At 63.7% G+C, this 23,833-nt stretch carries 25 protein-coding genes and 1 other RNA gene; 6 read left to right on the forward strand and 20 right to left on the reverse strand.

What is annotated here, in order from left to right; all coding sequences use genetic code 11:
* Position 1: 1 nt before the first annotated feature.
* The 11 genes from ftsW to rsmI form a co-directional block, all read right to left on the reverse strand.
* Complete coding sequence (ftsW, locus tag IEW63_RS08490) at positions 2 to 1,180, reverse strand: putative lipid II flippase FtsW (protein WP_188636190.1); 1,179 nt, start codon at positions 1,178 to 1,180, stop codon at positions 2 to 4.
* A complete protein-coding gene (gene murD, locus IEW63_RS08495) occupies positions 1,177 to 2,523 on the reverse strand; it encodes a UDP-N-acetylmuramoyl-L-alanine--D-glutamate ligase (protein WP_188636191.1) in 1,347 nt (448 codons plus the stop codon). Before murD ends, ftsW begins: the two co-directional genes overlap by 4 nt.
* A gap of 11 nt (positions 2,524 to 2,534) precedes the next feature.
* Positions 2,535 to 3,617, reverse strand: coding sequence for a phospho-N-acetylmuramoyl-pentapeptide-transferase (mraY, locus tag IEW63_RS08500; RefSeq protein WP_188636192.1), 1,083 nt, complete (start codon positions 3,615 to 3,617; stop codon positions 2,535 to 2,537).
* Positions 3,608 to 4,996, reverse strand: coding sequence for a UDP-N-acetylmuramoyl-tripeptide--D-alanyl-D-alanine ligase (locus tag IEW63_RS08505; RefSeq protein WP_188636193.1), 1,389 nt, complete (start codon positions 4,994 to 4,996; stop codon positions 3,608 to 3,610). Before IEW63_RS08505 ends, mraY begins: the two co-directional genes overlap by 10 nt.
* Positions 4,989 to 6,440 carry a UDP-N-acetylmuramoyl-L-alanyl-D-glutamate--2,6-diaminopimelate ligase gene (locus tag IEW63_RS08510; RefSeq protein ID WP_188636194.1) on the reverse strand — a complete coding sequence of 484 codons (1,452 nt, stop codon included), beginning with the start codon at positions 6,438 to 6,440 and terminating at the stop codon, positions 4,989 to 4,991. Before IEW63_RS08510 ends, IEW63_RS08505 begins: the two co-directional genes overlap by 8 nt.
* Positions 6,437 to 8,170, reverse strand: coding sequence for a peptidoglycan D,D-transpeptidase FtsI family protein (locus tag IEW63_RS08515; protein ID WP_188636369.1), 1,734 nt, complete (start codon positions 8,168 to 8,170; stop codon positions 6,437 to 6,439). Before IEW63_RS08515 ends, IEW63_RS08510 begins: the two co-directional genes overlap by 4 nt.
* A 23-nt stretch (positions 8,171 to 8,193) precedes the next feature.
* On the reverse strand, positions 8,194 to 8,505 hold the full coding sequence (ftsL, locus tag IEW63_RS08520) for a cell division protein FtsL (RefSeq protein ID WP_188636195.1): 312 nt from the start codon (positions 8,503 to 8,505) through the stop codon (positions 8,194 to 8,196).
* Positions 8,505 to 9,443 carry a 16S rRNA (cytosine(1402)-N(4))-methyltransferase RsmH gene (gene rsmH / locus IEW63_RS08525; RefSeq protein WP_188636196.1) on the reverse strand — a complete coding sequence of 313 codons (939 nt, stop codon included), beginning with the start codon at positions 9,441 to 9,443 and terminating at the stop codon, positions 8,505 to 8,507. Before rsmH ends, ftsL begins: the two co-directional genes overlap by 1 nt.
* Positions 9,440 to 9,895: a division/cell wall cluster transcriptional repressor MraZ gene (gene mraZ, locus IEW63_RS08530; protein ID WP_188636197.1), complete on the reverse strand. Its 456-nt coding sequence runs from the start codon at positions 9,893 to 9,895 to the stop codon at positions 9,440 to 9,442. Before mraZ ends, rsmH begins: the two co-directional genes overlap by 4 nt.
* Positions 9,896 to 10,197: 302 nt before the next feature.
* Positions 10,198 to 10,548, reverse strand: an RNA gene (rnpB, locus tag IEW63_RS08535) — RNase P RNA component class A.
* Positions 10,549 to 10,595: 47 nt separating this feature from the next.
* The gene (rsmI, locus tag IEW63_RS08540; protein WP_188636198.1) at positions 10,596 to 11,444 is read right to left on the reverse strand and encodes a 16S rRNA (cytidine(1402)-2'-O)-methyltransferase; all 849 of its coding nucleotides are present in this window, start codon (positions 11,442 to 11,444) and stop codon (positions 10,596 to 10,598) included.
* Positions 11,445 to 11,574: 130 nt separating this feature from the next.
* Between rsmI and IEW63_RS08545 the strand changes: the two genes are divergently transcribed.
* Genes IEW63_RS08545 through IEW63_RS08560 form a run of 4 tightly spaced genes read left to right on the forward strand, consistent with a single transcriptional unit; the run spans position 11,575 to position 14,942 of the window.
* Positions 11,575 to 13,398: a penicillin-binding protein activator gene (locus IEW63_RS08545; RefSeq protein ID WP_188636199.1), complete on the forward strand. Its 1,824-nt coding sequence runs from the start codon at positions 11,575 to 11,577 to the stop codon at positions 13,396 to 13,398.
* Positions 13,392 to 13,772: a YraN family protein gene (locus tag IEW63_RS08550; RefSeq protein ID WP_373288219.1), complete on the forward strand. Its 381-nt coding sequence runs from the start codon at positions 13,392 to 13,394 to the stop codon at positions 13,770 to 13,772. Before IEW63_RS08545 ends, IEW63_RS08550 begins: the two co-directional genes overlap by 7 nt.
* Before the next feature lie 13 nt (positions 13,773 to 13,785).
* Complete coding sequence (locus IEW63_RS08555; protein ID WP_188636201.1) at positions 13,786 to 14,379, forward strand: phosphoheptose isomerase; 594 nt, start codon at positions 13,786 to 13,788, stop codon at positions 14,377 to 14,379.
* The gene (locus IEW63_RS08560; RefSeq protein WP_188636202.1) at positions 14,376 to 14,942 is read left to right on the forward strand and encodes a BON domain-containing protein; all 567 of its coding nucleotides are present in this window, start codon (positions 14,376 to 14,378) and stop codon (positions 14,940 to 14,942) included. Before IEW63_RS08555 ends, IEW63_RS08560 begins: the two co-directional genes overlap by 4 nt.
* A gap of 32 nt (positions 14,943 to 14,974) precedes the next feature.
* On the opposite strand, the gene IEW63_RS08565 is transcribed toward IEW63_RS08560, so the two are convergent.
* From IEW63_RS08565 to rplM, 7 genes are all read right to left on the reverse strand, one after another.
* A complete protein-coding gene (locus tag IEW63_RS08565; protein WP_188636370.1) occupies positions 14,975 to 15,367 on the reverse strand; it encodes a ClpXP protease specificity-enhancing factor in 393 nt (130 codons plus the stop codon).
* Between the two features lie 31 nt (positions 15,368 to 15,398).
* The gene (locus tag IEW63_RS08570; protein ID WP_188636203.1) at positions 15,399 to 16,028 is read right to left on the reverse strand and encodes a glutathione S-transferase N-terminal domain-containing protein; all 630 of its coding nucleotides are present in this window, start codon (positions 16,026 to 16,028) and stop codon (positions 15,399 to 15,401) included.
* 138 nt (positions 16,029 to 16,166) lie between these two features.
* Positions 16,167 to 16,946 carry a cytochrome c1 gene (locus IEW63_RS08575; protein ID WP_188636204.1) on the reverse strand — a complete coding sequence of 260 codons (780 nt, stop codon included), beginning with the start codon at positions 16,944 to 16,946 and terminating at the stop codon, positions 16,167 to 16,169.
* A complete protein-coding gene (locus IEW63_RS08580; RefSeq protein ID WP_188636205.1) occupies positions 16,946 to 18,169 on the reverse strand; it encodes a cytochrome b in 1,224 nt (407 codons plus the stop codon). The genes IEW63_RS08575 and IEW63_RS08580 overlap by 1 nt, the downstream gene beginning before the upstream one ends.
* Complete coding sequence (petA, locus tag IEW63_RS08585) at positions 18,169 to 18,765, reverse strand: ubiquinol-cytochrome c reductase iron-sulfur subunit (protein ID WP_188636206.1); 597 nt, start codon at positions 18,763 to 18,765, stop codon at positions 18,169 to 18,171. The genes IEW63_RS08580 and petA overlap by 1 nt, the downstream gene beginning before the upstream one ends.
* A gap of 266 nt (positions 18,766 to 19,031) precedes the next feature.
* On the reverse strand, positions 19,032 to 19,424 hold the full coding sequence (gene rpsI / locus IEW63_RS08590) for a 30S ribosomal protein S9 (RefSeq protein WP_188636207.1): 393 nt from the start codon (positions 19,422 to 19,424) through the stop codon (positions 19,032 to 19,034).
* 12 nt (positions 19,425 to 19,436) lie between these two features.
* The gene (rplM, locus tag IEW63_RS08595; RefSeq protein WP_188636208.1) at positions 19,437 to 19,865 is read right to left on the reverse strand and encodes a 50S ribosomal protein L13; all 429 of its coding nucleotides are present in this window, start codon (positions 19,863 to 19,865) and stop codon (positions 19,437 to 19,439) included.
* 260 nt (positions 19,866 to 20,125) lie between these two features.
* On the opposite strand from rplM, the gene IEW63_RS08600 reads away from it, so the two are divergent.
* Positions 20,126 to 21,166: an NADP(H)-dependent aldo-keto reductase gene (locus tag IEW63_RS08600; protein ID WP_188636209.1), complete on the forward strand. Its 1,041-nt coding sequence runs from the start codon at positions 20,126 to 20,128 to the stop codon at positions 21,164 to 21,166.
* A gap of 260 nt (positions 21,167 to 21,426) precedes the next feature.
* On the opposite strand, the gene zapE is transcribed toward IEW63_RS08600, so the two are convergent.
* Together zapE and IEW63_RS08610 are read right to left on the reverse strand one after the other, a co-directional pair.
* Entirely contained in the window at positions 21,427 to 22,521 is a 1,095-nt protein-coding gene (zapE, locus tag IEW63_RS08605; RefSeq protein ID WP_188636210.1) for a cell division protein ZapE, read from the reverse strand.
* A 61-nt stretch (positions 22,522 to 22,582) separates the two neighbouring features.
* Positions 22,583 to 23,206 carry an alpha/beta hydrolase gene (locus IEW63_RS08610; protein WP_188636211.1) on the reverse strand — a complete coding sequence of 208 codons (624 nt, stop codon included), beginning with the start codon at positions 23,204 to 23,206 and terminating at the stop codon, positions 22,583 to 22,585.
* 163 nt (positions 23,207 to 23,369) lie between these two features.
* Here IEW63_RS08610 and IEW63_RS08615 point away from each other — a divergent pair, with 163 nt between their 5' ends.
* Positions 23,370 to 23,819, forward strand: coding sequence for a Z-ring associated ZapG family protein (locus tag IEW63_RS08615; protein WP_188636212.1), 450 nt, complete (start codon positions 23,370 to 23,372; stop codon positions 23,817 to 23,819).
* The last annotated feature ends 14 nt before the right edge of the window (positions 23,820 to 23,833 follow it).

Genomic DNA, 23,833 nt, shown 5'->3' on the forward strand with positions numbered 1-23,833 from the left:
GTTACTGGCCATCGGCAGCCTCCCGCAGCGCCTGGCGGCGCTCCCAGTCGATGCGCAGCAGCAGGCCCAGACTTATGCAGCACACCACCAGCGAACTGCCCCCGTAACTGAGAAATGGCAGGGTCAGCCCCTTGGTCGGCAGCAGGCCGATATTCACACCGACGTTGATCAGCACCTGACCGCACCACATGATTGCCAGACCGTAGGCCAGATAGGCCGAGAAATAGCGACCGGCGCGCTCGGCCCACAGACCGATGTAGAGTGCCCGACCGGCGACGAAGATCAACAGGGCGAAGGCCGCCAGCGCACCGATCATGCCCAGCTCCTCGGCCAGTACCGCGAACACGAAGTCGGTATGGGCTTCGGGCAGGTAGAACTGCTTCTGGATGCTGTTGCCCAGCCCGACACCGAACCATTCGCCACGACCGAAGGCGATCAGCGCCTGGGTAAGCTGGTAGCCGGTGCCGTAGGGGTCATTCCAGGGATTGAGGAAGCCGGTCAGGCGCTGGAAGCGGTAGGGCTCGAACAGCACCAGCAGTGCCGCCATGCCCCCCAGCGAACCGAACAGCAGAATGAAGCGGAACAGCCCGACACCCCCGAGGAACAGCATGCCGGTGGCGGCGCCCATGAGCACCACGGTGGCGCCGAAGTCCGGCTCGATGATCAGCAACCAGGCCATGGGACCGAGCACCAGGAAGGGCTTGATGAAGCCGAACCACTCCTGCTTGACCTCGTCCCGGCGGTGCACCAGATAGCCGGCCAGAAACACCACGGCAAACAGCTTGGCGAGTTCGGACGGCTGCACGTTCACCGGGCCGACCGCGATCCAGCGCCAGCTGCCGTTGACCTCCCGGCCGATGCCCGGAATCAGCACCAGGATCAGCAGGGCAAAACCGAGGAACAGCAGCGGGAAACGGAACTGCTCCCACAGCCGCAGCGGGATAGCCAGGGTGCCGAGCAGCGCGAGGATGCCGATCACCACATACACCAGCTGGCGCTTCATGTAATACAGCGGGCTGCCCAGCTGACCGGCGGCCACTTCCATGGATGCGGAGCTGACCATCACCAGACCCAGCGACAGCAGCGCCAGACTGGCGACCAGCAGCGGCAGGTCCATGTCGAAGCGGCGCTCGCCTACCAGTGGGGCGAAGGAGCGTTGCAGAGCGTCGGCAAGGATCATGACAACCTCCTGACCGCAGCGGCAAACAGGCGGCCGCGCTCTTCGAAGTTGGCGAACATGTCCAGGCTGGCGCAGGCCGGCGACAGCAGCACCGCATCACCCGGCCTGGCCAGCTCCGCCGCAGCCATCACCGCCTCATCAATACCGGCCACGCGGCGCACCGGCACGCGGCCACCCAAAGCCTGCTCCAGCCGATCGGCATCACGACCCAGCAGTACCACGGCGCGGCAGTGACGGCTGATCGGCTCCACCAGCGGAGCGAAATCGGCACCCTTGCCGTCGCCCCCGGCGATCAGCACCTGCTGGCCCTGCAGGTCGCCGCCGAAACCTTCGATGGCCGCCAGCGCGGCGCCGACGTTGGTGGCCTTGGAGTCGTCGTAGTAGTCCACGCCGGCATGCTGACCGACCCACTGACAGCGGTGCGGCAGGCCGGCAAACTCCCGCAGGGCCTCAAGCATCGCCGCCATCGGCAGCCCGGCCGCCTGCCCCAGCGCCAGCGCCGCCAGGGCATTGGCCTGGTTATGGGCACCGCGCATCTTCAACTCGCTGACGGGCATCAACGTCTTGAATTCAAAGGCCAGGTGTCTCTCGCCGCCCTGCTCGATCAGACCGAAGCCCTTGAAGTCGGGCTTGTCCAGACCGAAGCTCCAGCACGGCAGCTGGTCGGCAACCAGCGGGCGGGTCAGCGCATCATCGCGGTTGACCACGATCTGGCGGGCGCCGCGGAAGATGCGGTGCTTGGCCAGATGGTAGGCGGCCAGATCGGCGTAGCGGTCCATGTGGTCTTCGCTGACGTTCAGCACGGTGGCCACTTCGGCATTCAACGCATCGGTGGTCTCCAGCTGGAAGCTGGAAAGCTCCAGCACGTAGAGGTCCGCCTTCATGTCGAGCAGATCCAGCGCCGGAGTGCCGATGTTGCCACCGACCGCGACCCGCCGGCCGGCCTTCTCGGCCATCATCCCGACCAGGGTGGTGACCGTGCTCTTGGCGTTGGAACCGGTGATGGCAACGACCGGGGCGTCGGCAGCACGGGCAAACAGCTCGATATCGCCGATGACCTTCACACCCGCCTGGATGGCCGCCTGAATGGCCGGGGTGGACAGGGCAATGCCGGGGTTGATGATGAGTTCGTCAGCCGAGCTCAGCAGCTGCGCATCCAGCTCGCCGAGATACAGGTCCGCCATCGGTGCGAAACGCTTGAGCTTGTCCAGCCCGGGCGGATTGGCGCGGGTGTCGCAGACCGCGAACGGCAGATCACGGCCAGCCAGGTACCGGGCGACCGACAAACCGGTTACCCCCAGTCCGACTATGATCCGTTGCTTGTCCGTGGAGATCAGTGACACCTTCTATATCCTCAACGCAGTTTCAGGGTGGACAGGCCGATCAGCACCAGAATCACGGTGATGATCCAGAACCGCACGATGACCCGCGGTTCGGGCCAGCCCTTCAGTTCGAAATGGTGATGAATCGGCGCCATGCGGAACACGCGGCGACCGGTCATCTTGAACGAGGCGACCTGGACGATGACCGACAGGGTCTCGACCACGAAGATGCCGCCCATGATGAACAGCACGATCTCCTGGCGGACGATCACGGCCATCACACCCAGCGCAGCACCGAGTGACAGCGCGCCCACGTCGCCCATGAAGACCTGGGCCGGATAGGTGTTGAACCAGAGAAAGCCCAGCCCGGCGCCGATCAGCGCGCCACAGAAGATCAGCAGCTCGCCGGAGCCCTGCACATAAGGGATCAGCAGGTACTGGGAGAACTGCACGTTGCCCGAGAGATAGGCAAAGATGCCCAGCGCGCCGCCAACCATGACCGTGGGCATGATCGCCAGTCCGTCCAGGCCGTCGGTGAGGTTGACCGCGTTGCTCGAGCCGACGATGACGAAATAGGTCAGCACGATGAAGCCGGCACCCAGCTGGAACTCCAGGCTCTTGAAGAAGGGCACGATCAGCGTGGTATCGGCCGGGGTGTCGGCGGCCATATAAAGGACGACGGCGGCCACCAGGCCGAACACCGACTGCCAGAAGTACTTCCAGCGTGATGGCAGGCCCCGGGAGTTCTTCTCGATCACCTTGCGATAGTCGTCGACCCAGCCGATCGCACCGAAGCTGACCGTCACCCCGAGCACCACCCACACATACAGATTGCTGAGGTCGGCCCACAGCAGGGTGCTGATGGTGATGGCGGTGAGGATCAGCGCGCCGCCCATGGTGGGGGTGCCCTTCTTCGACAGATGCGACTGGGGGCCGTCATTGCGCACCGCCTGGCCGATCTGGCGCAGCTGCAGGGTGCGGATCATCCAGGGCCCGAGAAACAGTGCCATGCCCAGGGCGGTCAGCACCCCGAGGATGCCCCGCAGGGTCAGGTACTGGAACACACCGAAACCGGTGTGGAATTGTTGCAGGTATTGCGCAAGTATCAGCAGCATGTCGGCTTGCCCTCATCCTTGTTTTGCGAGCCTTCAACCAGTGCGGCGACGACCTCTTCCATGCCCGCGCTGCGCGAGCCTTTCACCAGTACCCGTACGCTCGGGTCCAGTTCCGTTTTCAGTGCCGCAGCCAGTGCGCTGCGACTGTCGAAGCTGCGGCCTTCGGCACCGAATGCCTCGGCAGCCAGCGCCGACAGGGGGCCGGTGGCATACAGGGCATCGAGGCCGCGATCGCGAGCATATTCACCGATCTCCCGGTGCGCCTGCTGTTCGCTGTCGCCCAGTTCGCCCATATCACCCAGCACCAGCACCCGGCGCCCGGTCAGGGCAGCGAGCACATCGATGGCCGCGCGAACCGAGGCCGGATTGGCGTTGTAGCAGTCATCGATGATGTGCGCGCCATGGCGTCCGGCCAGGGTCTTGCCGCGGCCGGCCACCGGCTGCAGCGCAGCCAGACCGGCCTGTATCGCTTTCAGTGAAACGCCCAGGGCCAGCGCCGCGGCCGCCGCGGCCAGGGCGTTGGCGACGTTGTGCTCGCCGAGCAGGTTGAGCTGGATCTCGATCTCGCCGATCGGGCTATGCAGAAGGAAAGCGGGGCAGCCCCGCTCGTCGAGGCGGATATGTGCAGCCCGCAGACTGGCGGCCGGATTGGTGAGACTGAAGCTCCAGGTGCGGCGGGAACCGATGAGGGCGCGCCAGTCCTCCAGCCAGGGGCTGTCCAGATTGACCACCGCCTGACCGGCCTCACCCAGCCCGGCAAAGATCTCGCCCTTGGCCTGGGCAATCGCCTGCTCACTGCCGAAACGGCCGATGTGAGCCACCCCGGCATTGGTCAGCACGCTCACATCAGGCCTGGCCAGGCCCATGCTGTAACTGATGTCGCCGATCGCACCGGCGCCCATCTCCACCACGGCGTACTGGTGCTTGTGGCTCAGCTCCAGCAGGGTCAACGGTACGCCCAGCTCGTTGTTGAGGTTGCCACGGGTGGCCAGTACCGCACCGCACTGGCGCAGGATGGCGGCAAGCATTTCCTTGACGGTGGTCTTGCCGCTGGAACCGGTTATGGCCACCAGCGGCTGGCGGAAACCGGCGCGGTTCAACGCGCCCAGCTGGCCCAGCGCCGCCTGGCAGTCGGCTACCAGCAGTTGCGGCAGCGGGTCTTCGACCAGCCGCTCCACCATCGCCGCGGCGGCGCCATTGGCGCGGGCCTGGGCAATGAAATCGTGACCGTCGACACGGCTGCCGGCCAGGGCGACGAACAGCCCTCCGGCCAGCACGCGGCGGGCGTCGATACTGACACTGTCGAAGGCAACGTCGCTGCCGTGCAGGGTGGCGCTGAGTGGCCCGACAAGGGTGGACAGGAACATGGCTTCAAGCATGCTGGCCCCCCCGCTGACGCAGCGCGCGTTCGGCCTGCTCCAAATCACTGAAAGGGTGACGCACCCCGTTGATCTCCTGATAGGTCTCGTGGCCCTTGCCCGCCAGCAGGATGATGTCATCCGCGGCGGCACGAGCGATGGTCCGGGCGATGGCGTCGGCGCGGTTGGCAATGATGCTGACCGCTTCCTGGCGTTCGATGCCGGCACGAATCTGTTCGATGATGGCGCTTGACGCCTCGGTGCGCGGGTTGTCGTCGGTAATGACCAGCAGGTCGGCGCCCTGCTCGGCCGCGCGGCCCATCAGCGGCCGCTTGCCACGGTCCCGGTCACCGCCGCAGCCGAACACGCACACCAGCCGTCCGGCGACATGCGCGCGCAGCGCGGCAAGGGCATTTTCCAATGCATCGGGGGTGTGTGCGTAGTCGATCACGACCAGCGGCTGCCCTTCACCACCGAGCCGCTGCATGCGACCGGCGGGCGGCTGAAGCAGCCCGAGCTGGGCGGCAATCTGGGCCAGCGGCAGTTCCAGTGACAGCAGTACACCGGCTACTGCCAGCAGGTTGGACAGGTTGAAGGTGCCCAGCAGCGGGCTGCGCAGCTCGGCACTGGCATCAGCGTAGTGCAGACGCGCGCTGATGCCCTGTGCGTCGTAACGGACGTCGCTGCAATACAGGTCGGCACTGCTGTCGCTGATGCTGTAGCGCACCAGGGGCGGCGTGCAGTCTGCTGCCAATTGGCGGCCAAAGGCGTCATCCACGTTGATCACCGCGCGCTCGGCCTGCTCCAGCAGCCGCGCCTTGGTCTGGCCGTAGGTGGCCATGTCGCCGTGGTAGTCCAGGTGATCGCGACTGAGGTTGGTGAATACCGCCACCTCGAAGTCCAGCGCAGCCACCCGGCCCTGGTCCAGCGCATGGGAAGACACTTCCATGCTTACCCGGCGGGCGCCCTGCCGGCACAGCTGTGCGAGCTGCTGCTGCAGGCTGATGGCGTCCGGTGTGGTCATGCCATGGTCCTGCAGCGCTCCCGGCATGCCGGTGCCCAGAGTGCCGATGACACCGCAGGGCTGGCCAAGGTTGCTGAGCGCCTGGGCGACCATCTGGCTGACGCTGGTCTTGCCATTGGTACCGGTCACGCCGACCAGCTTCAGCTGGCGGGCCGGCTCCCCGTGAAAGCGCGCCGCGATGGCCGACAGCTGCCCGGCCAGATGGCCCACTGGTACCAGTGGCAGTGCTGCGGAACAGACGTAGCCGTCCGCCGCTTCATAGGCAACGGCGGCGGCGCCTGCGGCCACCGCCTGGTCGATATGCTGACGACCATCATGGCGCAGACCGGGCACGGCCAGAAACAGGTCGCCCGGCTGCACCTTGCGGCTGTCGGTAGTCAGGCCGGTGATGGTCACTGGCTCGCCCTGCCACTGGGGGAACAGCGCGTCAAGCTGGATCATCCGCGGTCCTCCATGCTGTCCGGACCGGGCAGCTCGGCCTGTTGCAGCTCGGCGAGGTTGTCCGGGGCAATATTGAGCAGCCGCAGCGCGTTGGACATCAGCCCGCTGAACACCGGCGCCGCCACCAGACCGCCGTAATAGCCGCCCTTGGTGGGTTCGTCGATGACCACGGCAATGGCCAGGCGCGGGTTGCTGCTGGGTGCAAAGCCGGCAAACAACGAACGGTAGGAGTCCTGCTGATAACCCTTGCTGCCGGCAGCGGTCTTGCGTGCCGTTCCACTCTTGCCGGCGACGTGGTAGCCCGGCACCTTGGCGCGGAAGGTGCCGCCAGTGCCCTCGATCACTTCCTGAAGCATGGACTGCATGGTCCGGGCCACGTCCTCGGGGATGACCTGCTGCGCCGATGGCCGTTCGGACAGGCGCAACAGCGACATGGGCGCCTTGCGGCCATCGTTGGCCAGCACCGCGTAGGCCTGGGCCAGCTGCACCGTGGTCACCGACAGGCCGTAGCCATAGGACAATGCCGCGGTTTCGGCCTGACGCCATTCCCGGAAACTCGGCAGATTGCCGACCCGCTCGCCGGGGAAGCCCAGCCCGGTGTACTGACCGAAACCCACCGCCTGCATGGTGCCATGCATGGCCGGGCCGCCCACGTCGAAGGCGATCTTGCTCATGCCGACGTTGCTCGACTTGAGCAGGATGCCGGTCAGGTCCAGTACACCACCGGGGGCGCGGGACACGTCACGGATGGTGTAGCGGCCGATCTTCAGCGTGCCGGGGTAGACGTTGACTTCGTCATCGGGCTTCCAGCGGCCGGTCGCCAGGGCGGCGCTCATGGAGATCGGCTTGACCGTCGAGCCGGGCTCGAACACGTCGATCAGCGCCCGGTTGCGCATCGCATCAGGCTGCAGGTTGGCACGGTTGTTGGGGTTGTAGCTGGGGTGGTTGGCCATCGCCAGCACCTCGCCGGTATGCACGTCGAGCATGACGATGGAGCCGGCACGGGCCTCGAATTCCTGCAGTGCTTCGCGCAGTTCCCGATGGGCCAGATACTGCAGACGCAGGTCGATGGACAGCGCCAGATCGTTGCCGGGACGAGCGTTGCTGACCACCTGCACATCCTTGATCAGCCGCCCGCGGCGGTCCTGCAGCACCTGCCGCTTGCCGGGCACGCCCTCAAGCCAGTGGTTGTAGGACAGCTCAATGCCTTCCTGGCCCTGCTCGTCGACGTTGGTGAACCCGACCAGATGGGCGGCCACCTCGCCAGCAGGATAGAAGCGCCGGTATTCCTCGATGCTGTAGACGCCCGGCACCTTCAGATCCATGATCGCTTCGCCCGCAGCGGGAACCATGCGCCGACGCAGGTAGATGAACTCCTTGTCGGCGTTTGCCTTGAGCCTTTCGCTGAAGGTTTTCAGGTCGGTGCCCAGCAGGGCGGCCAGTTCGGACCAGCGCGACTGCTGATGGATCAGCTGCGACGGATTGGCCCAGATGGTCAGCACCGGGGTGCTCACCGCCAGCGGCTCGCCGTTGCGATCGGTGATCTGCCCGCGGTGGGCGGGAATCGGCACATGGCGCACGCTGCGCTTGTCGCCCTGATTCTTCAGGAAGCCTTCGTCCAGCACATGCAGCTCGACGATTCGCCAGCACACGGCGACGCTGCATACGGCGAGTGCGCCGATGACCAGCCTGAAACGCCAGGGATGAAGACTGCCATTGGAGCGGGGCACCAGGGCCTTGAAGTCGAATTTCTTCATGGCCGCACCAGTATCACTTCATTGGGCTCGGGGACCCGCATGCCCAGCTTCTGGGTGGCGATGCGTTCCACACGGTGGTGCGCTGTCCAGGTGCTCTGCTCCAGGACCAGACGGCCCCATTCGGCCTGAGCCTTCTCCCGCTGATCCATCTCCGCTGCCAGCTGATTCAGCAGCTCACGGCTCCAGTGCGCGCTGTAGGGCACCGCCAGCGCAGTTGCCAGGGTCAGGCCCCAGACCGCCAGCAGCCAACCGCTGCTCGCCGGCAGACCGGAGCGCGGGGCAGTCGATTTTTCGGCTGGGGCTGTCATCAGCGTTTCTCCGCCACGCGCAGTACGGCGCTGCGGGCACGGGGATTGGCCGCCACTTCCTCGGCGGACGGCTTGATCGCCTTGCCGATCAGATTCAGGCTCACCTTGATGTCGGCGTCGCGTACCGGCAGATTGCGCGGCAGCGGCGCGCCCCTGGCCTCGCGACGCATGAACTGCTTGACCTGACGGTCTTCGAGGGAATGGAAGCTGATGACCGCCAGTCGGCCACCCGGCGCAAGCACTTCCAGCGCCGCCTGCAGGCCCTCGGCCAGGTCTTCCAGCTCACGGTTGATGAAGATGCGGATCCCCTGGAACGCCCGGGTGGCCGGATGCTTGTGTTTCTCCCAGGAGGGGTTGGCCTGCTTGATCACTTCGGCCAGATCGGCGGTGGTGGCGAACGGCTGTTGCTCACGGCGCAGCACGATGGCGCGGGCCATGCGGCGGGAGAAGCGCTCTTCGCCATACTCCCAGAGCACGGTGGCGATGTCCGCCTCGTCGGCGCTGTTGATCCAGTCGGCAGCGCTCTGACCCACGGCGGGGTTCATGCGCATGTCCAGCGGACCATCGTTGAGAAAGCTGAAGCCGCGCTGGGGGTCGTCCAGCTGCGGCGAGGAGACGCCAAGGTCCAGCAGCACGCCGTCCACCCGGCCGTGCAGGCCGCGCGCGCGCAGCTCCTCCGCCATGTCGGCGAACGAGCGCTGTACAACGACAAAGCGGCCGTCTTCGGCCGCCAGCTGATTCCCGACCCGGATCGCCTCCGGGTCCTTGTCGAAGCCGAGCAGTCGCCCCTCCGCCGACAGCTGGGCCAGAATGGCGCGGCTATGCCCGCCGCGGCCAAAGGTACCGTCTATATATATGCCGTCAGGTCGTACCGCGAGCCCTTCCAGCGCTTCGCTCAGCAGTACACTGACATGTTTCAATTCGGTCTGCTGATTCATAGGCTCAACATCTGCAGTTCCGCCGGCAGCTCGCCAACGCCCTGCTCCTGTTCCAGATAGGCTGCGGTAGTGGCATGCCATGCATCCTCACTCCACAGCTCGAATTTGTTCAGCTGACCTACCAGCATCACCTTCTTGTCCAGCCCCGCGTACTCACGCAGCAGGGGCGGAACGACAAAACGCCCGTTGCCGTCCAGCTCGATCTCGTTGGCGTTACCAATGAGCAGCCGGTTCAGGCGCTTGACCATCGGATGCATGTTGGGCGCGTCGCGCAACTGGGCTTCAACCTCTTCCCAGGCCGCGAGCGTATAGATCCACAGGCAACGATCTCCCAGTGCGGTAGTGGCCACCAGCTGCCCGCCACAGGACTCGAGCAGACGTTCGCGATACCTTGCTGGCATAGCGAGTCGGCCCTTGGCGTCCAGATTGACGGCGCTCGTTCCACGAAACACTTTTTGTTATTCCCCTGATGAGACCGATACTGTGACCACGCAAATCCCAAAAAAGTCCACTTTGCCCCACTTCACACCACTTCGGCACACTATAGAAAGGCGCCCATACAGCGTCAAGTGACCAATTCACAGAAAAGCCTTATATGGCGCGGGTTTAGGGCGTATGGCGGGTAGCGAAGCGCTGCACCTAGACGGAGCGCGGAGAGAAATAAAAAGGAATTACAAGGGGATACTCATGCAACTTAAAGTCAAACATGAGGTGGAAATATTTTTTTCACACGAATGGGCGAGGCGGGAAAAGAAAAAGGAGTTGGCCTGTAAGCCGGGTTCTGTCGAGGACAGCCATTCCTCTGCGACAGCCATCACTGACTGCCTGTAGCAACCTACCCGAACCCAGTGCGGGCCGCACCGAAGGGTTCCTATTTGGTCTTGCTCCGAGTGGGGTTTACCGTGCCACGAACTGTTACCAGTCGCGCGGTGCGCTCTTACCGCACCCTTTCACCCTTACCGGCGCTTGCGCGCTTAGGCGGTCTGCTCTCTGCTGCACTTTCCGTAGGCTCGCGCCTCCCAGGCGTTACCTGGCACTCTGCCCTGTGGAGCCCGGACTTTCCTCCATATCACCGAAGCGATACAGCGACTGTCCGGCCAACTCCTGAGGCAAGGTTAGCCCTGTTCAAGCCCAACGGCAAGCATTGATCGCTCAAGGACGGGCTTTTTCCAGCGCCAGCTGGTACAGCCGGTTCTTCTTCAGGCCGGTGATCCGTGCGGCCAGTGCGGCGGCCTGTTTCACCGGCAGCTCTTCGAGCAATACATCCAGCACCCGCTCGGCCGCCGGGTCCAGCGACTCATCATCAGGCGCGGGCGCACCTTCCACCACCAGCACACACTCGCCCCGCTGCTGATCCGGATCGCTGCGCACCCATTCCACCAGCTCGCCCAGCGGCGCACCTCGAATGGTCTCGAAGGTCTTGGTCAACTCCCGGGCCAGCACCACCTGACGCCCTGCGCCCAGCAGCTCACGCATGTCTTCCAGGCATTCGAGCAGACGATGGGGCGCCTCGTAGACCATCCAGGTCCGCTGTTCCGCAGCCAGCGCCTCGATGCGCTGGCGCCGACCATGCCCCTTGGCCGGCAGAAAGCCTTCGAAGCTGAAGCGGTCCGACGGCAGACCCGCTGCACTGAGCGCGGCGATGAGGGCGCAGGCGCCGGGCACCGGCACGACGCGCACGCCGGCATCACGGGCCTGGCGCACCAGATGAAAGCCCGGGTCGGATATCAGCGGGGTACCGGCGTCGGAGATCAGCGCCAGGTCATCCCCGGCAAGCAGCCGTTCGACCAGACGCTGACTCTTGTCCCGCTCGTTGTGATCATGGCAGGCCGTGGTCGGCGTGGTGATACCGAAGTGCTGAAGCAGACGGGCGCTGTGTCGGGTATCTTCGGCAGCGATCAAGGCGGCTGACCGGAGCACGTCCAGCGCCCGGGCACTCATATCCTGCAGATTGCCGATCGGGGTGGCGACGACATAAAGGGTACCGGCAGTGGTGGTCATGATGATTCCTGTTTGAACCGGCTGCTGATTGTACAGGACGTGACTGGTTTCCGGCCAAGCACATGGCGAGCCCGGGTGAGCTTGGTTACACTAGGCGCAAAGCACGCCCCAGCTCAAGGTACCCTGCCCGATGTTCCGCATGATTCGCCTGCCGCTTGCCGGCCTGATCCTCGCTTCGCTGATCGCCGGTTGCTCGTCGACGCCCCGCCAGCTTTCAGAACTGCCCACTGCCACCGATGCCCCGATCGAGGACATCCTGCGCCGCGCCGAACGGCGTGACGGGGCGGAAGCCAACCTGTTGCGACTGCATGCCGCCCAGACCGCGTGGGACCGCAACCAGCCCGAGCAGGTGCGCAGCATTCTCGCCATGATCCCGCAGAGCGACCTGCCGCTGGACCAGCAACAGCGCTTCAGCGAGCTGCAGGCCCGCAGTGAGCTTGCCTTGGGGCAGCCCGGCTCTGCGCTGCGCGCCCTGCGCCATCCCTCCCTGCAGCAGCTGGACGGCCTGTCCCCGCAGCGCGAGCTGGACATCCAGCTGCTGCGCGCTGAAACCATGGCCGCCACCGGCGAGCACCTGAACGCCGCCCAGGAGCGGATGTTCATCCATGCCATGCTGCCGGAGGCCCAGCGGGAACAGAACCTCAACGCCATCTGGGAGTCACTGAACCAGACCCCGACAGATCAGCTGCGCCAGGCCGCCGCCTCGGCCAGCGGCGAGACCGCCGGCTGGCTGGCACTGGCGATCATTCCCCGGGAGACCGGCAACCTGGATCTGCAGGTCCACGCGCTGCAGCAGTGGCGCAATCGCTATCCGGACCATCCCGCCGCGAGCTCGCCACCGGAGGCGATCAGCCGGTTGATGGAGCTGCATGCCGAGCGCCCCGAGCATATCGCCCTGCTGCTGCCCTTCGAGGGCAGTCTGGCCGGCGCTGCCGACGCACTGCGCGACGGCTTTCTCGCAGCCCAGTACAACGCCCTGAGCCAGGGGCTGGCGCAGCCTCAGGTCAGCATGTACGACAGCGGCAATTACGCCGACCTGCTGCAGTTCTACCAGCAGGCCCAGGCAGACGGCGTCCAGTGGGTGATCGGCCCGCTGGACCGCCAGCAGGTGGCCCGCCTGGCCGCCCTGCCCGAGCTGCCCCTGCCCACCCTGGCGCTGAATTATGCCGACAGCAATGCCGACGCCCCGGCAGGCCTGTTCCAGTTCGGCCTGGCCCCCGAAGACGAAGCCCGTTCCGCTGCCCTGCGCGCCTGGGAAGATGGGCACCGGCAGATGGCGATTCTCGCCAACCGCGAGGACTGGGGTGCACGCGCCGCGCAGGCTTTTGCCCAGCAATGGCAGGAACTCGGGGGCACGCTGGTCGGCCATGAGATCATTGATGAGCCGGCAGCCATCGCCGGGCAGATTGCCGATCTGCTGCGGGTGCAGGACAGCGAGCGGCGCAATCAGCGCATCCAGGAGGTGCTCGGCAGCAGCGTGACCGTGCAGCCCACACCACGGCCGGAGCTGGAGGCCCTGTTCCTGGCTGCCAACCCGCTGCAGGCCAGGCAGATCAAGCCGACGCTGGTTTTCCAGTATGCGGGCGACCTGCCGGTGTACGCCACCTCCCACGCCTATCGACTGTCGGTTCACGGCGAACCGAACCAGGATGTCGACGGGCTGAAGATCGGCGAAATACCCTGGCTGCTGCACAACTCCGACCCGCTCTATGACACCGTGGTCAGCTCGTGGCCCGCAGCGGCTGGCCCCATGGGCCGCCTGTATGCAATGGGGGTGGACGCCCAGCGCATCTTCAACCGTCTGCTGCAGATGCAGGAGCAGCCCGAGACGCGCATCCAGGGTGCCACCGGCCTGCTGTCGCTGGATCAGGACGGCCGGGTACGTCGGGTCCTGTCCTGGGGCGAGATGATCGACGGACAACTGCATCCGGCAACCGGTTCATCCGAGTGGTGAGCGGTCGCCAGACCAGCCGCCAGGTTACCGGCGGCATCGCCGAGCGCCAGGCTGAGCAGTTGCTGCTCAACGCCGGGATGCGCCTGATGGCGCGCAATTACCGGTGCAAACAGGGCGAGCTTGATCTGGTCATGCGGGATGCCGATACAGTAGTATTCGTCGAAGTACGCTACAGGCGACGAGACCTGTGGGGCGACGCGTCGGAGACAGTCGACTGGCGCAAGCAGAAACGCTTGATCGCCGCCGCGCACTTCTACCTGCTGACACACCCCCACCTCGCCGACCAGCCCTGTCGCTTTGATGTAGTCGCCGCCGTCGGCGACCCTGCGGATCCCGCCTCCTACCGCTGGATCCGGGAAGCTTTTACTTGCTAGCGAGCCTTCTTTTATGGATATGCAACACCGCATCAGACAGCTGTTCACCGACAGCATAGAAACCAAGACCCGCGCCATGGATGTGCTTGGTCCAAGCATCGAGCAGGGCAGCCAGTTGATGGTCAATGCGCTGCTCAGCGAGCGCAAGATCCTCAGTTGCGGCAACGGTGGTTCCGCCGGCGACGCCCAGCACTTCTCGTCCGAGCTGCTCAACCGCTTCGAGCGCGAGCGCCCGAGCCTGCCGGCGATCGCGCTGACCACCGACAGCTCCACCATCACCTCGATCGCCAACGACTACAGCTACGAGGAAGTGTTTTCCAAGCAGATCCGCGCGCTGGGGCAGCCCGGCGATGTGCTGCTGGCGATCTCCACCAGCGGCAACTCGGCCAACGTGCTGCAGGCGATACAGGCCGCCCATGACCGGGAAATGCATGTTGTTGCCCTGACCGGCCGCGATGGCGGCGCCATGACCTCGCTGCTGCTGCCCGAGGACGTGGAGATCCGCGTACCGGCCCGCTCCACCGCACGCATCCAGGAAGTCCACCTGCTGGCCATCCATTGCCTGTGCGACCTGATTGACCGTCAGCTGTTCGGGAGCGAGGAATGACCCGTATCGCTGTCGTCCTGCTCGCACTCACTCTGGCCGGCTGCAGCAGCGTGCTGACCGCGACGCGGGACACGCCGATGCAGAGCAACTATGGCACCCGCACCCTGGGCAGCAGCATTGACGACCAGCTGATCGAAACCCGCGCCTCGGTCAATATCGCCAAGGCGCACCCTGACCTGGAATCCGAGGCCCGTTTCACTGTCGTCAGCTACAACGGCGTGGTATTGCTGGCAGGCCAGGTACCGCGCGCAGAGTTGATCCAGCTGGCCGGAGACACGGCGAAGCGGGTTCAGCGGGTCAAGGTGGTGCATAACGAGCTGACCGTCGGACCGAAACTGTCGCTGCTGGCACGCAACAACGACGCGCTGATCACCTCCAGCGCCAAGACCCGCATGCTGGCTGACAGCAATATCCCGGGTCGGCGGATCAAGGTGACCACCGAAGCCGGTGCCGTCTATCTGATGGGGCTGGTGACGCGAGCCGAGGCGGACGCCGCGGTGGCGGCAGTACAGCGGGTAGGCGGGGTTCAGCGGATCGTGAAGCTGTTCGAGTACATCGACTGAGGAGGGGCGGCGCTCCTCCCCTGCCCTCTGTGCTATTTCACTACCTTGAGTGAGGGTCTTCCAGTGGGCTTCGGCGGTTCGTCACCGGGCCCCTGATCCTCCGGCGGCGGGGTTTCGGTATCGATCTCGAAGACCATGCCCTGCCCGTTCTCCCGCGCGTAGATCGCCATGACCGCGCCGACCGGGATCCATACCTGCTGGGCAACGCCACCGAAGCGCCCATTGAAGCAGATACGCTCATTGTCCATGTCGAGGTCGCGGATCGCAGTCGGTGACAGGTTCAGGACGATCTGGCCACCTTCAACAAAACCTTCCGGCACCGCGGTGCCCGGGTGGGCAGCGCTGACCAGCAGGTAGGGCGTGCAATCGTTGTCCAGAATCCATTCATAGAGCGCCCTGATCAGATAGGGGCGGCTTGAGCTCATCTGCATGGTGCTCTTCTCCTCCGGGTACCGGTCATTGCATGTTGCGCTCGGCGGCCGACAGGCTGCCGATGAAACCTTCCCGGGCAAAGATGCGATCCATGTAGTCCTGCAGCGGCTTGGCCTGCTTGGGCAGCTCGATGCCCAGATGCGGCAGACGCCACAGGATAGGGGCAAGACAGCAATCCACCAGGCTGTATTCCTCGCTCATGAAGAAAGGCATTTCGGCAAATACCGGCGCCACGCCGGTCAGGCTCTCGCGCAGCTCCTTGCGCGCCTGGGTGATGGCGGCGGCGGTGCTGGCCGGATTGGTCAGTACGTCGACCAGAACGCTCCAGTCGCGCTGGATACGGTACATCAGCAGACGGCTGTTGGCGCGGGCCACCGGGTACACCGGCAGCAGCGGCGGGTGCGGGAAGCGTTCGTCCAGGTATTCCATCATGATGTTGGGCTCGTAGAGCACCAGGTCACGGTCAAGCAGGGTGGGGACCGTATTGTAGGGGTTTACCTCGGCAAGCTCCTGCGGATGATTATCCGGCTCGACATCAATGATATCGACTGTCACACCTTTTTCAGCCAGGACAATGCGCACTCGGTGACAGTACTGGTCGGTCGGATCAGAAAAAAAGGCCATCGAAGAACGCTTGTTGGCGGCAATACTCATATATATCAACCCTCATCTGCAGCGGACTCGGGCGCTAACCGTTATCCCTGCGGCTTGATCGAAAGCGCCCATTATACCCCAGAAACAAGAACGCGCCCGAAAGGGCGCGTTCTTTTGATCAACGGGTACCGCTGTCGATCACTTCACATCCCGCCAGTACTCGCGCTTGAGCAGGTAGGCGAACACGAACAGGAACGCCAGGTAGATCAGCACGTAGACACCGATGCGGTGACGGGTTTCCTTGATCGGATCTGCCGAGTAGCTGAGGAAGGCGACCAGGTTGCGCACGGTAGTGTCGTACTCTTCCGCAGTCTGGGTACCGGTACCCTCCACCACGTAGAGCACATCATCCTGCTCTTCCAGCATCGCTTCGCCTGTCAGCGGGTCGCGAACCACCTTGCCATTCTCGTACACCGGAGCCGGGGCGCGGCCCTTGACCTGGCGACCCTGGAGCTCTGCCAGCACATGCGGCATGCCGACATTCTCGAAGACCGTGTTGTTCCAGCCGAAGGGGCGGGAAGGATCTTCATAGAAGGAGCGCATGTAGCTGTACAGCCAGTCCTCTCCGCGAACGCGGGCAACCATGGTCAGGTCCGGCGGCGCAGCGCCGAACCATACCTTGGAGTCCTCGGGACGCATGCCGATCTTCATGTGCTCGCCGTAGAGCGCACCGGTGAACACCATGTTTTCCATCATCAGCTCTTCAGGAATGCCCAGGTCAGTGGCGACCCGCTCGTAACGCTGGTACTGGGCCGAGTGGCAGCCCATGCAGTAGTTGACGAAGGTACGGGCGCCGTCCTGCAGCGCAGCCTTGTCGGAGGTATCGACGTTGGCCTTGTCCAGCTCCACGCTGGGCCCGGCAGCCATGGCAAACCCGGGCAGCAGCGCGAACATCAATGCAATCAGTTGTTTTTTCATCAGCCAGTAACCCTCTCCGGAACCGGTTTGGTCTTCTCCATACGGGTGTAGAAAGGCATCAGGATGAAGAAGGCAAAATACAGAACGGTACAGATCTGAGCCAGCAGTGTACGCCCGGGGGTGGCAGGGATTGCACCCAGCACGCCGAGAATCACGAAGCTCACGCAGAACAGCACCAGCCACAGCTTGCTCATCCAGCCCTTGTAGCGGATGGACTTGACCGGGCTACGGTCGAGCCATGGCAGCACGAACAGCACAGCGATGGCGGCACCCATGGCCAGTACACCCGGCAGAGCCGAGCCGGCAATGGACGGGACCGCACGCAGGATCGCGTAGAACGGTGTGAAGTACCATACCGGAGCAATGTGGTCAGGTGTCTTCAGCGGGTTGGAGATCTCGAAGTTCGGCTTTTCGAGGAAGTAGCCGCCCATCTCGGGGAAGAAGAACACCACGGTGCAGAACACGAACAGGAACACCACCACGCCGAGGATATCCTTGACGGTGTAGTACGGATGGAACGGGATGCCGTCCAGCGGAACGCCGTTTTCATCCTTCAGGTTCTTGATCTCGATACCGTCGGGGTTGTTGGAACCCACTTCGTGCAGGGCAATGATGTGCAGCACAACCAGGCCCAGCAGAACGATCGGCACTGCCACCACGTGCAGGGCGAAGAAGCGGTTCAGGGTGATACCGGAGATCAGGTAGTCACCACGCACCCACTGCACCAGGTCATCACCGATGACCGGAATGGCACCGAACAGGGAGATGATCACCTGGGCACCCCAGTAGGACATCTGCCCCCAGGGCAGTACGTAGCCCATGAAGGCTTCGGCCATCAGCGCCAGGTAGATCAGCATGCCGAAGGTCCACACCAGCTCGCGCGGCTTGCGGTAGGAGCCGTACATGATGCCACGCAGCATGTGCAGGTAGACCACCACGAAGAACGCGGAGGCGCCGGTGGAGTGCATGTAGCGCAGCAGCCAGCCGTACTCCACATCACGCATGATGTATTCGACGGAAGCGAAGGCGCCGGCGCCGGACGGCTCGTAGCTCATGGTCAGCCAGATACCGGTGACGATCTGGTTGACCAGCACCAGCAGGGCAAGGGAACCGAAGAAATAGAAGAAGTTGAAGTTCTTCGGAGCGTAGTACTTGCTCAGGTGGTCTTCCCATACCTGAGTGACGGCCATACGCTCGTTGACCCAGTTGAGTAACTTGCTCATCAGGCAGTCTCCTCCTGATCGACCCCGATGACAATCACGTCGTCGGACTCGTAGCTGTGCGGGGGAACCGGCAGGTTCAGGGGCGCCGGGTTGTTGCGGAATACGCGACCGGACATGTCATAGTGCGAACCGTGACAGGGGCAGAAGTAGCCGCCTTTCCAGTCTGCGCCCATGTCCACCGCACCCACCTGGGGCTTGAACAGCGGCGAGCAGCCGAGGTGGGTGCAGATCCCCAGCACGACCAGCAGTTCGGGCCTGATGGAGCGGTTTCTGCCAGTAATATAGTCGGGCTGGTCCGCGGACTTGGAATCAGGATCGGCGAGTATGCTATCCATTTCCTCCAGCAGGGCCAGTGCCTCCGGCGTCCGGCGTGAGATGAATACCGGCTGACCACGCCACTCAGCAACAATCTGCTGACCCGGCTCGATCTTGCTGACATTCACCTTAACCGGCGCACCTGCCGCCTTGGCTCTTGCGCTTGGGAACCATGACCCCACAAAGGGCACAGCCACCCCCACTACTCCAGCGGCACCCACCACACTCGTGGCTGCCACCAGGAAGCGACGCCGGCCGTTATTTACGCCGTCATTACTCATCCAGTCGTCTCCCATCAGCTAATCAGACCTTTGCAAAAGGCCTTTTCAAGTTTTGAACTGCCTGCACAAAATGAAACAGATGGTAATGAAAAACCCCTATCATGACAAGGCGATCTCCATTATCCGGGAACCCGGGGAGTTTACCTGAAACCGGCTATTTCAGGGGCTCGGGAGCCCTTCCCGACTACGCGACACCTTGTCGCAGATACAAAAACGCCCGGTATCCAGAAGGAACCGGGCGCTCTTGAAAAGCGTAAGCCGAAGGCTCAGCGCTTGGAGTATTGCGGACGCTTACGCGCTTTGCGCAGACCCACTTTCTTACGCTCGACTTCACGGGCATCGCGAGTAACGAAGCCGGCCTTGCGCAGCTCGCCGCGCAGAGTCTCGTCGTATTCCATCAGGGCGCGGGTGATGCCGTGGCGGATGGCACCGGCCTGACCGGAAATACCACCACCTTCGACAGTCACGTAGACGTCGAACTTCTCGGTGGTCTCGGTCAGTTCCAGCGGCTGACGCACGATCATGCGAGCAGTTTCGCGACCGAAGAACACATCGAGGCTGCGGTTGTTGATGGAAATGTTGCCAGTACCCGGACGCAGGAACACCCGAGCGGTGGCGGTTTTACGACGGCCAGTACCGTAGTTTTGTGTCACCGACATAGTGAGCTCCTGTTAGATCTTGAGTTCTTGGGGTTGCTGGGCTGCATGCGGGTGGTTGGCACCGGCATACACTTTCATCTTGCGATACATCGCACGACCCAGAGGGTTGCGCGGCAGCATCCCCTTGACAGCAAGCTCAATGATACGCTCGGGAGCACGCTGATTGAGTTTCTCGAAGTTCATCGACTTGAGACCACCCGGAAAACCAGTGTGGCTGTAGTACATCTTGTCCTGAACCTTGTTGCCGGTCACATGGATCTTCTCGGCATTCACGATCACGATGTAATCGCCGGTGTCCACGTGGGGGGTGTATTCAGGCTTGTGCTTGCCACGCAGGCGGGTAGCAACTTCGGTAGCCAGACGACCCAGGGTCAGACCTGTGGCATCTACTACGTACCAGTCGCGTTTTACTGTTTCCGGTTTGGCGCTGAAGGTTTTCATTAAATCCTAGCCTCAGAGGCCGCTCTATGATTTCAAAGAGGGCGAATCTTACAGAATGATATGTGTTTTTACAACCAGTGAGCCTGGGCAGACACTCAGTGGGGGCTGTGGGGTCTGGGTGGCATTCCGGGCTGTAACAACAACGACAGGCTAGGCTTCCTGTCGAGAGTGGCGGGCATTATGCCAACGGGGTGAAAAATTACAACCTTTATTTCATGATGACCAATACTGTGCACCGACAACCTGATACGGAGTCCGACATGCTATACCGCCCGCTGGGTACCAGCCCCCTCAAAGTCAGCGCCCTGTGCCTCGGCACCATGACCTGGGGAGAACAGAACTCCCAGAGCGACGCCTTCGCCCAGATCGACCGGGCCCGGGACGCCGGGGTCAACTTCATCGACACCGCCGAGATGTACCCCGTGCCGCCGCGCGGCGAGACGTATGGCTCCACCGAAACCTATATCGGCAACTACTTCGCGCAGCGCGGCGGACGGGAGGACTGGATCCTGGCGAGCAAGGTGGCAGGCCCCAGCCGCAACATGCTGCATATCCGCGACGGCGACACCCGCTTCAACAGGGAGCACATCACCGCGGCACTGGAGGCCAGTCTGCGCCGCCTGCAGACCGATTACATCGATCTCTACCAGCTGCACTGGCCGGACCGGCAGACCAACTTCTTCGGTCAGCTCGGCTATCAGCATGAAGCAGACGAACAGCTGACTCCCATCGAGGACACCCTCGAGGTGCTGGACGACCTGGTTCGATCCGGCAAGATCCGCTATATCGGCCTTTCCAATGAAACACCCTGGGGCACCAGCCGCTTTCTTCAGCTGGCCGAGTCGCGTGGCTGGCCGCGCATTGTCAGCGTGCAGAATCCCTACAATCTGCTGAACCGCAGTTATGAAGTGGGCATGGCCGAGATATCCATCCGCGAGCAGGTGGGACTGCTGGCCTATTCACCGCTGGCCTTCGGCACGCTGACCGGCAAGTACCTGAACGGGTTGCGTCCGGACAAGGCACGACTGACACTGTTCAGCCGCTTCAGCCGCTACACCAACCCCCAGGCCCAGAAGGCCTGCGCCCGCTACGTGCAGCTGGCCCGCGACCATGGCATGGACCCGGCACAGATGGCGCTGGCCTTCGTCACCCGCCAGCCCTTCGTCACCAGCAACATTATCGGCGCGACCAACATGGACCAGCTCAATCGCAACCTGAGCAGCATCAACATGGGATTGACTGACAAAATTCTGGAAAGCATTGAGGAGATTCACCGCAGCCAGCCCAATCCGGCGCCCTGAGCGCCAGCACCGAGCCCCGACCCCTCGCCCCGGGGTCGGGGCTCCTACAATCGGAGAAGCGGCTCAACGCTGGGGCTGGTATGACTCGCCAGCGGCCAGACCGCGCCATCCCAGAAGCCCTGAAACCTGCCGCGCCGCCCCTCTCTATACGTAGGAGCGTCGACCTCGGCGCGATCGGCGCGCAAAGCGCGCCCGGGGGTTGGGCCATCGCCCCGAGGTCGGGGCTCCTACGTCGAGGAGCGCAAAGTCGTGCCGGCGCGTCAGGGCTTGTGCGGCCGGGCCAGGAACTCGTGGGATTGCATTTCCAGCAGGCGGCTGAGGGTACGCTGGAATTCGAAGTCCAGCCGCCCGCCGGCATACAGATCCTTCAACGGCACTTCCGCCGAGATGATCAGCTTGACGTTGCGGTCGTAGAACTCGTCGACCAGGTTGATGAAGCGCCGGGCCATGTCGTCCTTGTGCACCGTCATCTGCTCGACGTTGGAAAGCAGCACGGCCTGAAAGATCTTGGCCAGGGCAATGTAGTCGTTCTGGCTACGCGGCCCGTCGCAGAGTTCACGGAACTCGAACCAGGCCACGTTCTCGTACAGGCGCACGGCGCGCACGGCACGGTTCTCGATGGTCAGCTCGGCATTCTGCCTGATGTGCTCCGGCTCCAGAACCAGGCTGCGAAAGCTCTTTTCCAGGCTGGCCTCGGCCTCGGCGCCCAGCGGATAGTGGTAGAGGTCGGCCTGCTCCAGCGCCCGCAGCCGGTAATCGACGCCATTGTCGACATTGACCACCTCGGTGTGCTCGTTGAGCAGGGCGATCGCCGGCAGAAAGCGTGCGCGCTGCAACCCGTCCTTGTACAGTCCGTCGGGCACGATGTTCGAGGTGGCTACCAGGATGACCCCATTATTGAACAGCTCCTCCATCAGCGTACCGAGGATCATGGCGTCGGTGATGTCGGAGACGAAGAACTCGTCGAAGCAGATCACCCGCGCCTCGTCGGCGAACTTGCGGGCAATCACCTTCAGCGGATTCTTCTCACCCTTGAGCTCGCGCAGCTCCTGGTGCACCCGCTGCATGAAGCGGTGGAAGTGGGTGCGCATCTTGCGCTTGATCGGCAGCGCATCGAAGAAGGTGTCGACCAGATAGGTCTTGCCACGCCCCACACCGCCCCAGAAATAGAGCCCCTTGATCGGGGTGCTGCGCTTGCCGCCAAACAGCCCCAGCAATCCCACCCTGCGCGGCGGCCCGGCGGCGATGATGTCGTCGTAGAGGCGCTGCAGATGCCTGACGGCGTTTTCCTGCGCGGGATCATGGAAGAAATCCGGACGCTTGAGGTCCGCCTGATAGCGTTCGAGGGGCGTCATACTGGCGAGTCCAGGGTAAAACAGGGGTCGCTACTCTACCCGCCGTCGCCCCTCTTGGCAATCAGCCCAGGACCTGCTCCGTCGCCTCCTTGAGCTCCACCAGCTTGCCGTGGAAGAAGTGGCTGGTCTCGGGGAAACGCACCATATTGACCCCGGGCTGGCCGTCCAGCAGTTCGAATACCGCCTGCGGAGCGACCACTTCGTCTGCCTCGCCCATCATCACCGTGGCCGGGCCGGGCAGTGGCATCAGGTCGGCGAAGGGCTGGCGTTCCACCGAGGGAGCCACCAGCACCACCGCCTGGGGCCAGTCGGGCTGTGCAGCGGCTGCGGCCGCAGCAACGTAGCCGCCGAAGGAGAACCCCATCAACCACAGCGCCAGACCGGGAAACTCGGTGCTGGCCCAGTCGATCACCGCCCTGCAGTCATCAATCTCCCCCACCCCACCGGCGTGCTCGCCGGCACTCTTGCCGACGCCGCGGAAGTTGAAGCGTACGGTACTGGCACCCCGATCGCGGGCCGCCCGCATCAGCGTGGACACCACCTTGTTGTGCATGGTGCCGCCATGCAGCGGGTGCGGATGACAGATCACCGCGACCGCCGCCGGATTTTCCGCCCGGGTGACGAGAATTTCCAGCTCGCCGGCTGGTCCATTGATGAGGAGCTGCTCCTCGGTTCTGCGATTCATGATGTGGATTCTCCGTGACTGGGATATACAGGTCTGCGTCGCATACCCTGAGCCGGTCTGAAACACCAACAGACCCTAGCCTTGTTAGTGAAATGCCGCTACCGTAACAGCAGACCAGAGCGGTGCAAGCGCACCGCGTTCAAGATTCAACGAGGGACCCAAGGTGGAAACAAGCGAAAACCTGTGGATTGCAGTTGTCATTGCCCTGGCCGTGGGCTTTATCGTAGGCGTCATTGTAGCGCGACTGGCGCCCCGGTTGAGCGGCGGCAACTCCGCCAGCACCCAGGCCCAGCTGGAGAGCCTCCAGCTGCGCTTCGAGGAATATCAGCAGGAAGTCGCCAGCCACTTCAACACCACCGCCAGCCTGGTCAGCCGCCTGAACCGCAACTACCAGGACATCCAGGAACATCTGGGGCAGGCCGCCGTGGAGCTGGCGCCCGACGACATGACCCGTCAGCGCCTGCTGGCAGCACTGGATCAGGAGCCGGAGCCTGGCTCGCGGGAGCGGATCGAGCCCGTGTTCGACACGCTGGAACCTCCGCGCGATTATGCAGACAAACCGGTTGAAGAGCCCGGCACTCTGTCCGAAGAGTTCGGGGCCAGGCGCGGCTGACCATCCAGCGGGCG

Source organism: Halopseudomonas pertucinogena, assembly GCF_014646575.1.
In the GTDB taxonomy this organism is placed as follows: Bacteria; Pseudomonadota; Gammaproteobacteria; order Pseudomonadales; family Pseudomonadaceae; genus Halopseudomonas; species Halopseudomonas pertucinogena.

Coding starts and splice junctions, on each gene's coding strand:
- rpsI (WP_188636207.1), bottom strand. CDS start 19,424: ATGTCGGTGACACAAAACTACGGTACTGGCCGTCGTAAAACCGCCACC.
- IEW63_RS08545 (WP_188636199.1), top strand. CDS start 11,575: ATGTTCCGCATGATTCGCCTGCCGCTTGCCGGCCTGATCCTCGCTTCG.
- petA (WP_188636206.1), bottom strand. CDS start 18,765: ATGAGTAATGACGGCGTAAATAACGGCCGGCGTCGCTTCCTGGTGGCA.
- IEW63_RS08570 (WP_188636203.1), bottom strand. CDS start 16,028: ATGAGTATTGCCGCCAACAAGCGTTCTTCGATGGCCTTTTTTTCTGAT.
- IEW63_RS08560 (WP_188636202.1), top strand. CDS start 14,376: ATGACCCGTATCGCTGTCGTCCTGCTCGCACTCACTCTGGCCGGCTGC.
- mraY (WP_188636192.1), bottom strand. CDS start 3,617: ATGCTGCTGATACTTGCGCAATACCTGCAACAATTCCACACCGGTTTC.
- rsmH (WP_188636196.1), bottom strand. CDS start 9,443: ATGAATCAGCAGACCGAATTGAAACATGTCAGTGTACTGCTGAGCGAA.
- rplM (WP_188636208.1), bottom strand. CDS start 19,865: ATGAAAACCTTCAGCGCCAAACCGGAAACAGTAAAACGCGACTGGTAC.
- IEW63_RS08510 (WP_188636194.1), bottom strand. CDS start 6,440: ATGATCCAGCTTGACGCGCTGTTCCCCCAGTGGCAGGGCGAGCCAGTG.
- zapE (WP_188636210.1), bottom strand. CDS start 22,521: ATGACGCCCCTCGAACGCTATCAGGCGGACCTCAAGCGTCCGGATTTC.
- IEW63_RS08600 (WP_188636209.1), top strand. CDS start 20,126: ATGCTATACCGCCCGCTGGGTACCAGCCCCCTCAAAGTCAGCGCCCTG.
- IEW63_RS08505 (WP_188636193.1), bottom strand. CDS start 4,996: ATGCTTGAAGCCATGTTCCTGTCCACCCTTGTCGGGCCACTCAGCGCC.
- ftsL (WP_188636195.1), bottom strand. CDS start 8,505: ATGACAGCCCCAGCCGAAAAATCGACTGCCCCGCGCTCCGGTCTGCCG.
- ftsW (WP_188636190.1), bottom strand. CDS start 1,180: ATGATCCTTGCCGACGCTCTGCAACGCTCCTTCGCCCCACTGGTAGGC.
- IEW63_RS08580 (WP_188636205.1), bottom strand. CDS start 18,169: ATGAGCAAGTTACTCAACTGGGTCAACGAGCGTATGGCCGTCACTCAG.
- IEW63_RS08565 (WP_188636370.1), bottom strand. CDS start 15,367: ATGAGCTCAAGCCGCCCCTATCTGATCAGGGCGCTCTATGAATGGATT.
- IEW63_RS08610 (WP_188636211.1), bottom strand. CDS start 23,206: ATGAATCGCAGAACCGAGGAGCAGCTCCTCATCAATGGACCAGCCGGC.
- rsmI (WP_188636198.1), bottom strand. CDS start 11,444: ATGACCACCACTGCCGGTACCCTTTATGTCGTCGCCACCCCGATCGGC.
- IEW63_RS08575 (WP_188636204.1), bottom strand. CDS start 16,946: ATGAAAAAACAACTGATTGCATTGATGTTCGCGCTGCTGCCCGGGTTT.
- IEW63_RS08555 (WP_188636201.1), top strand. CDS start 13,786: ATGGATATGCAACACCGCATCAGACAGCTGTTCACCGACAGCATAGAA.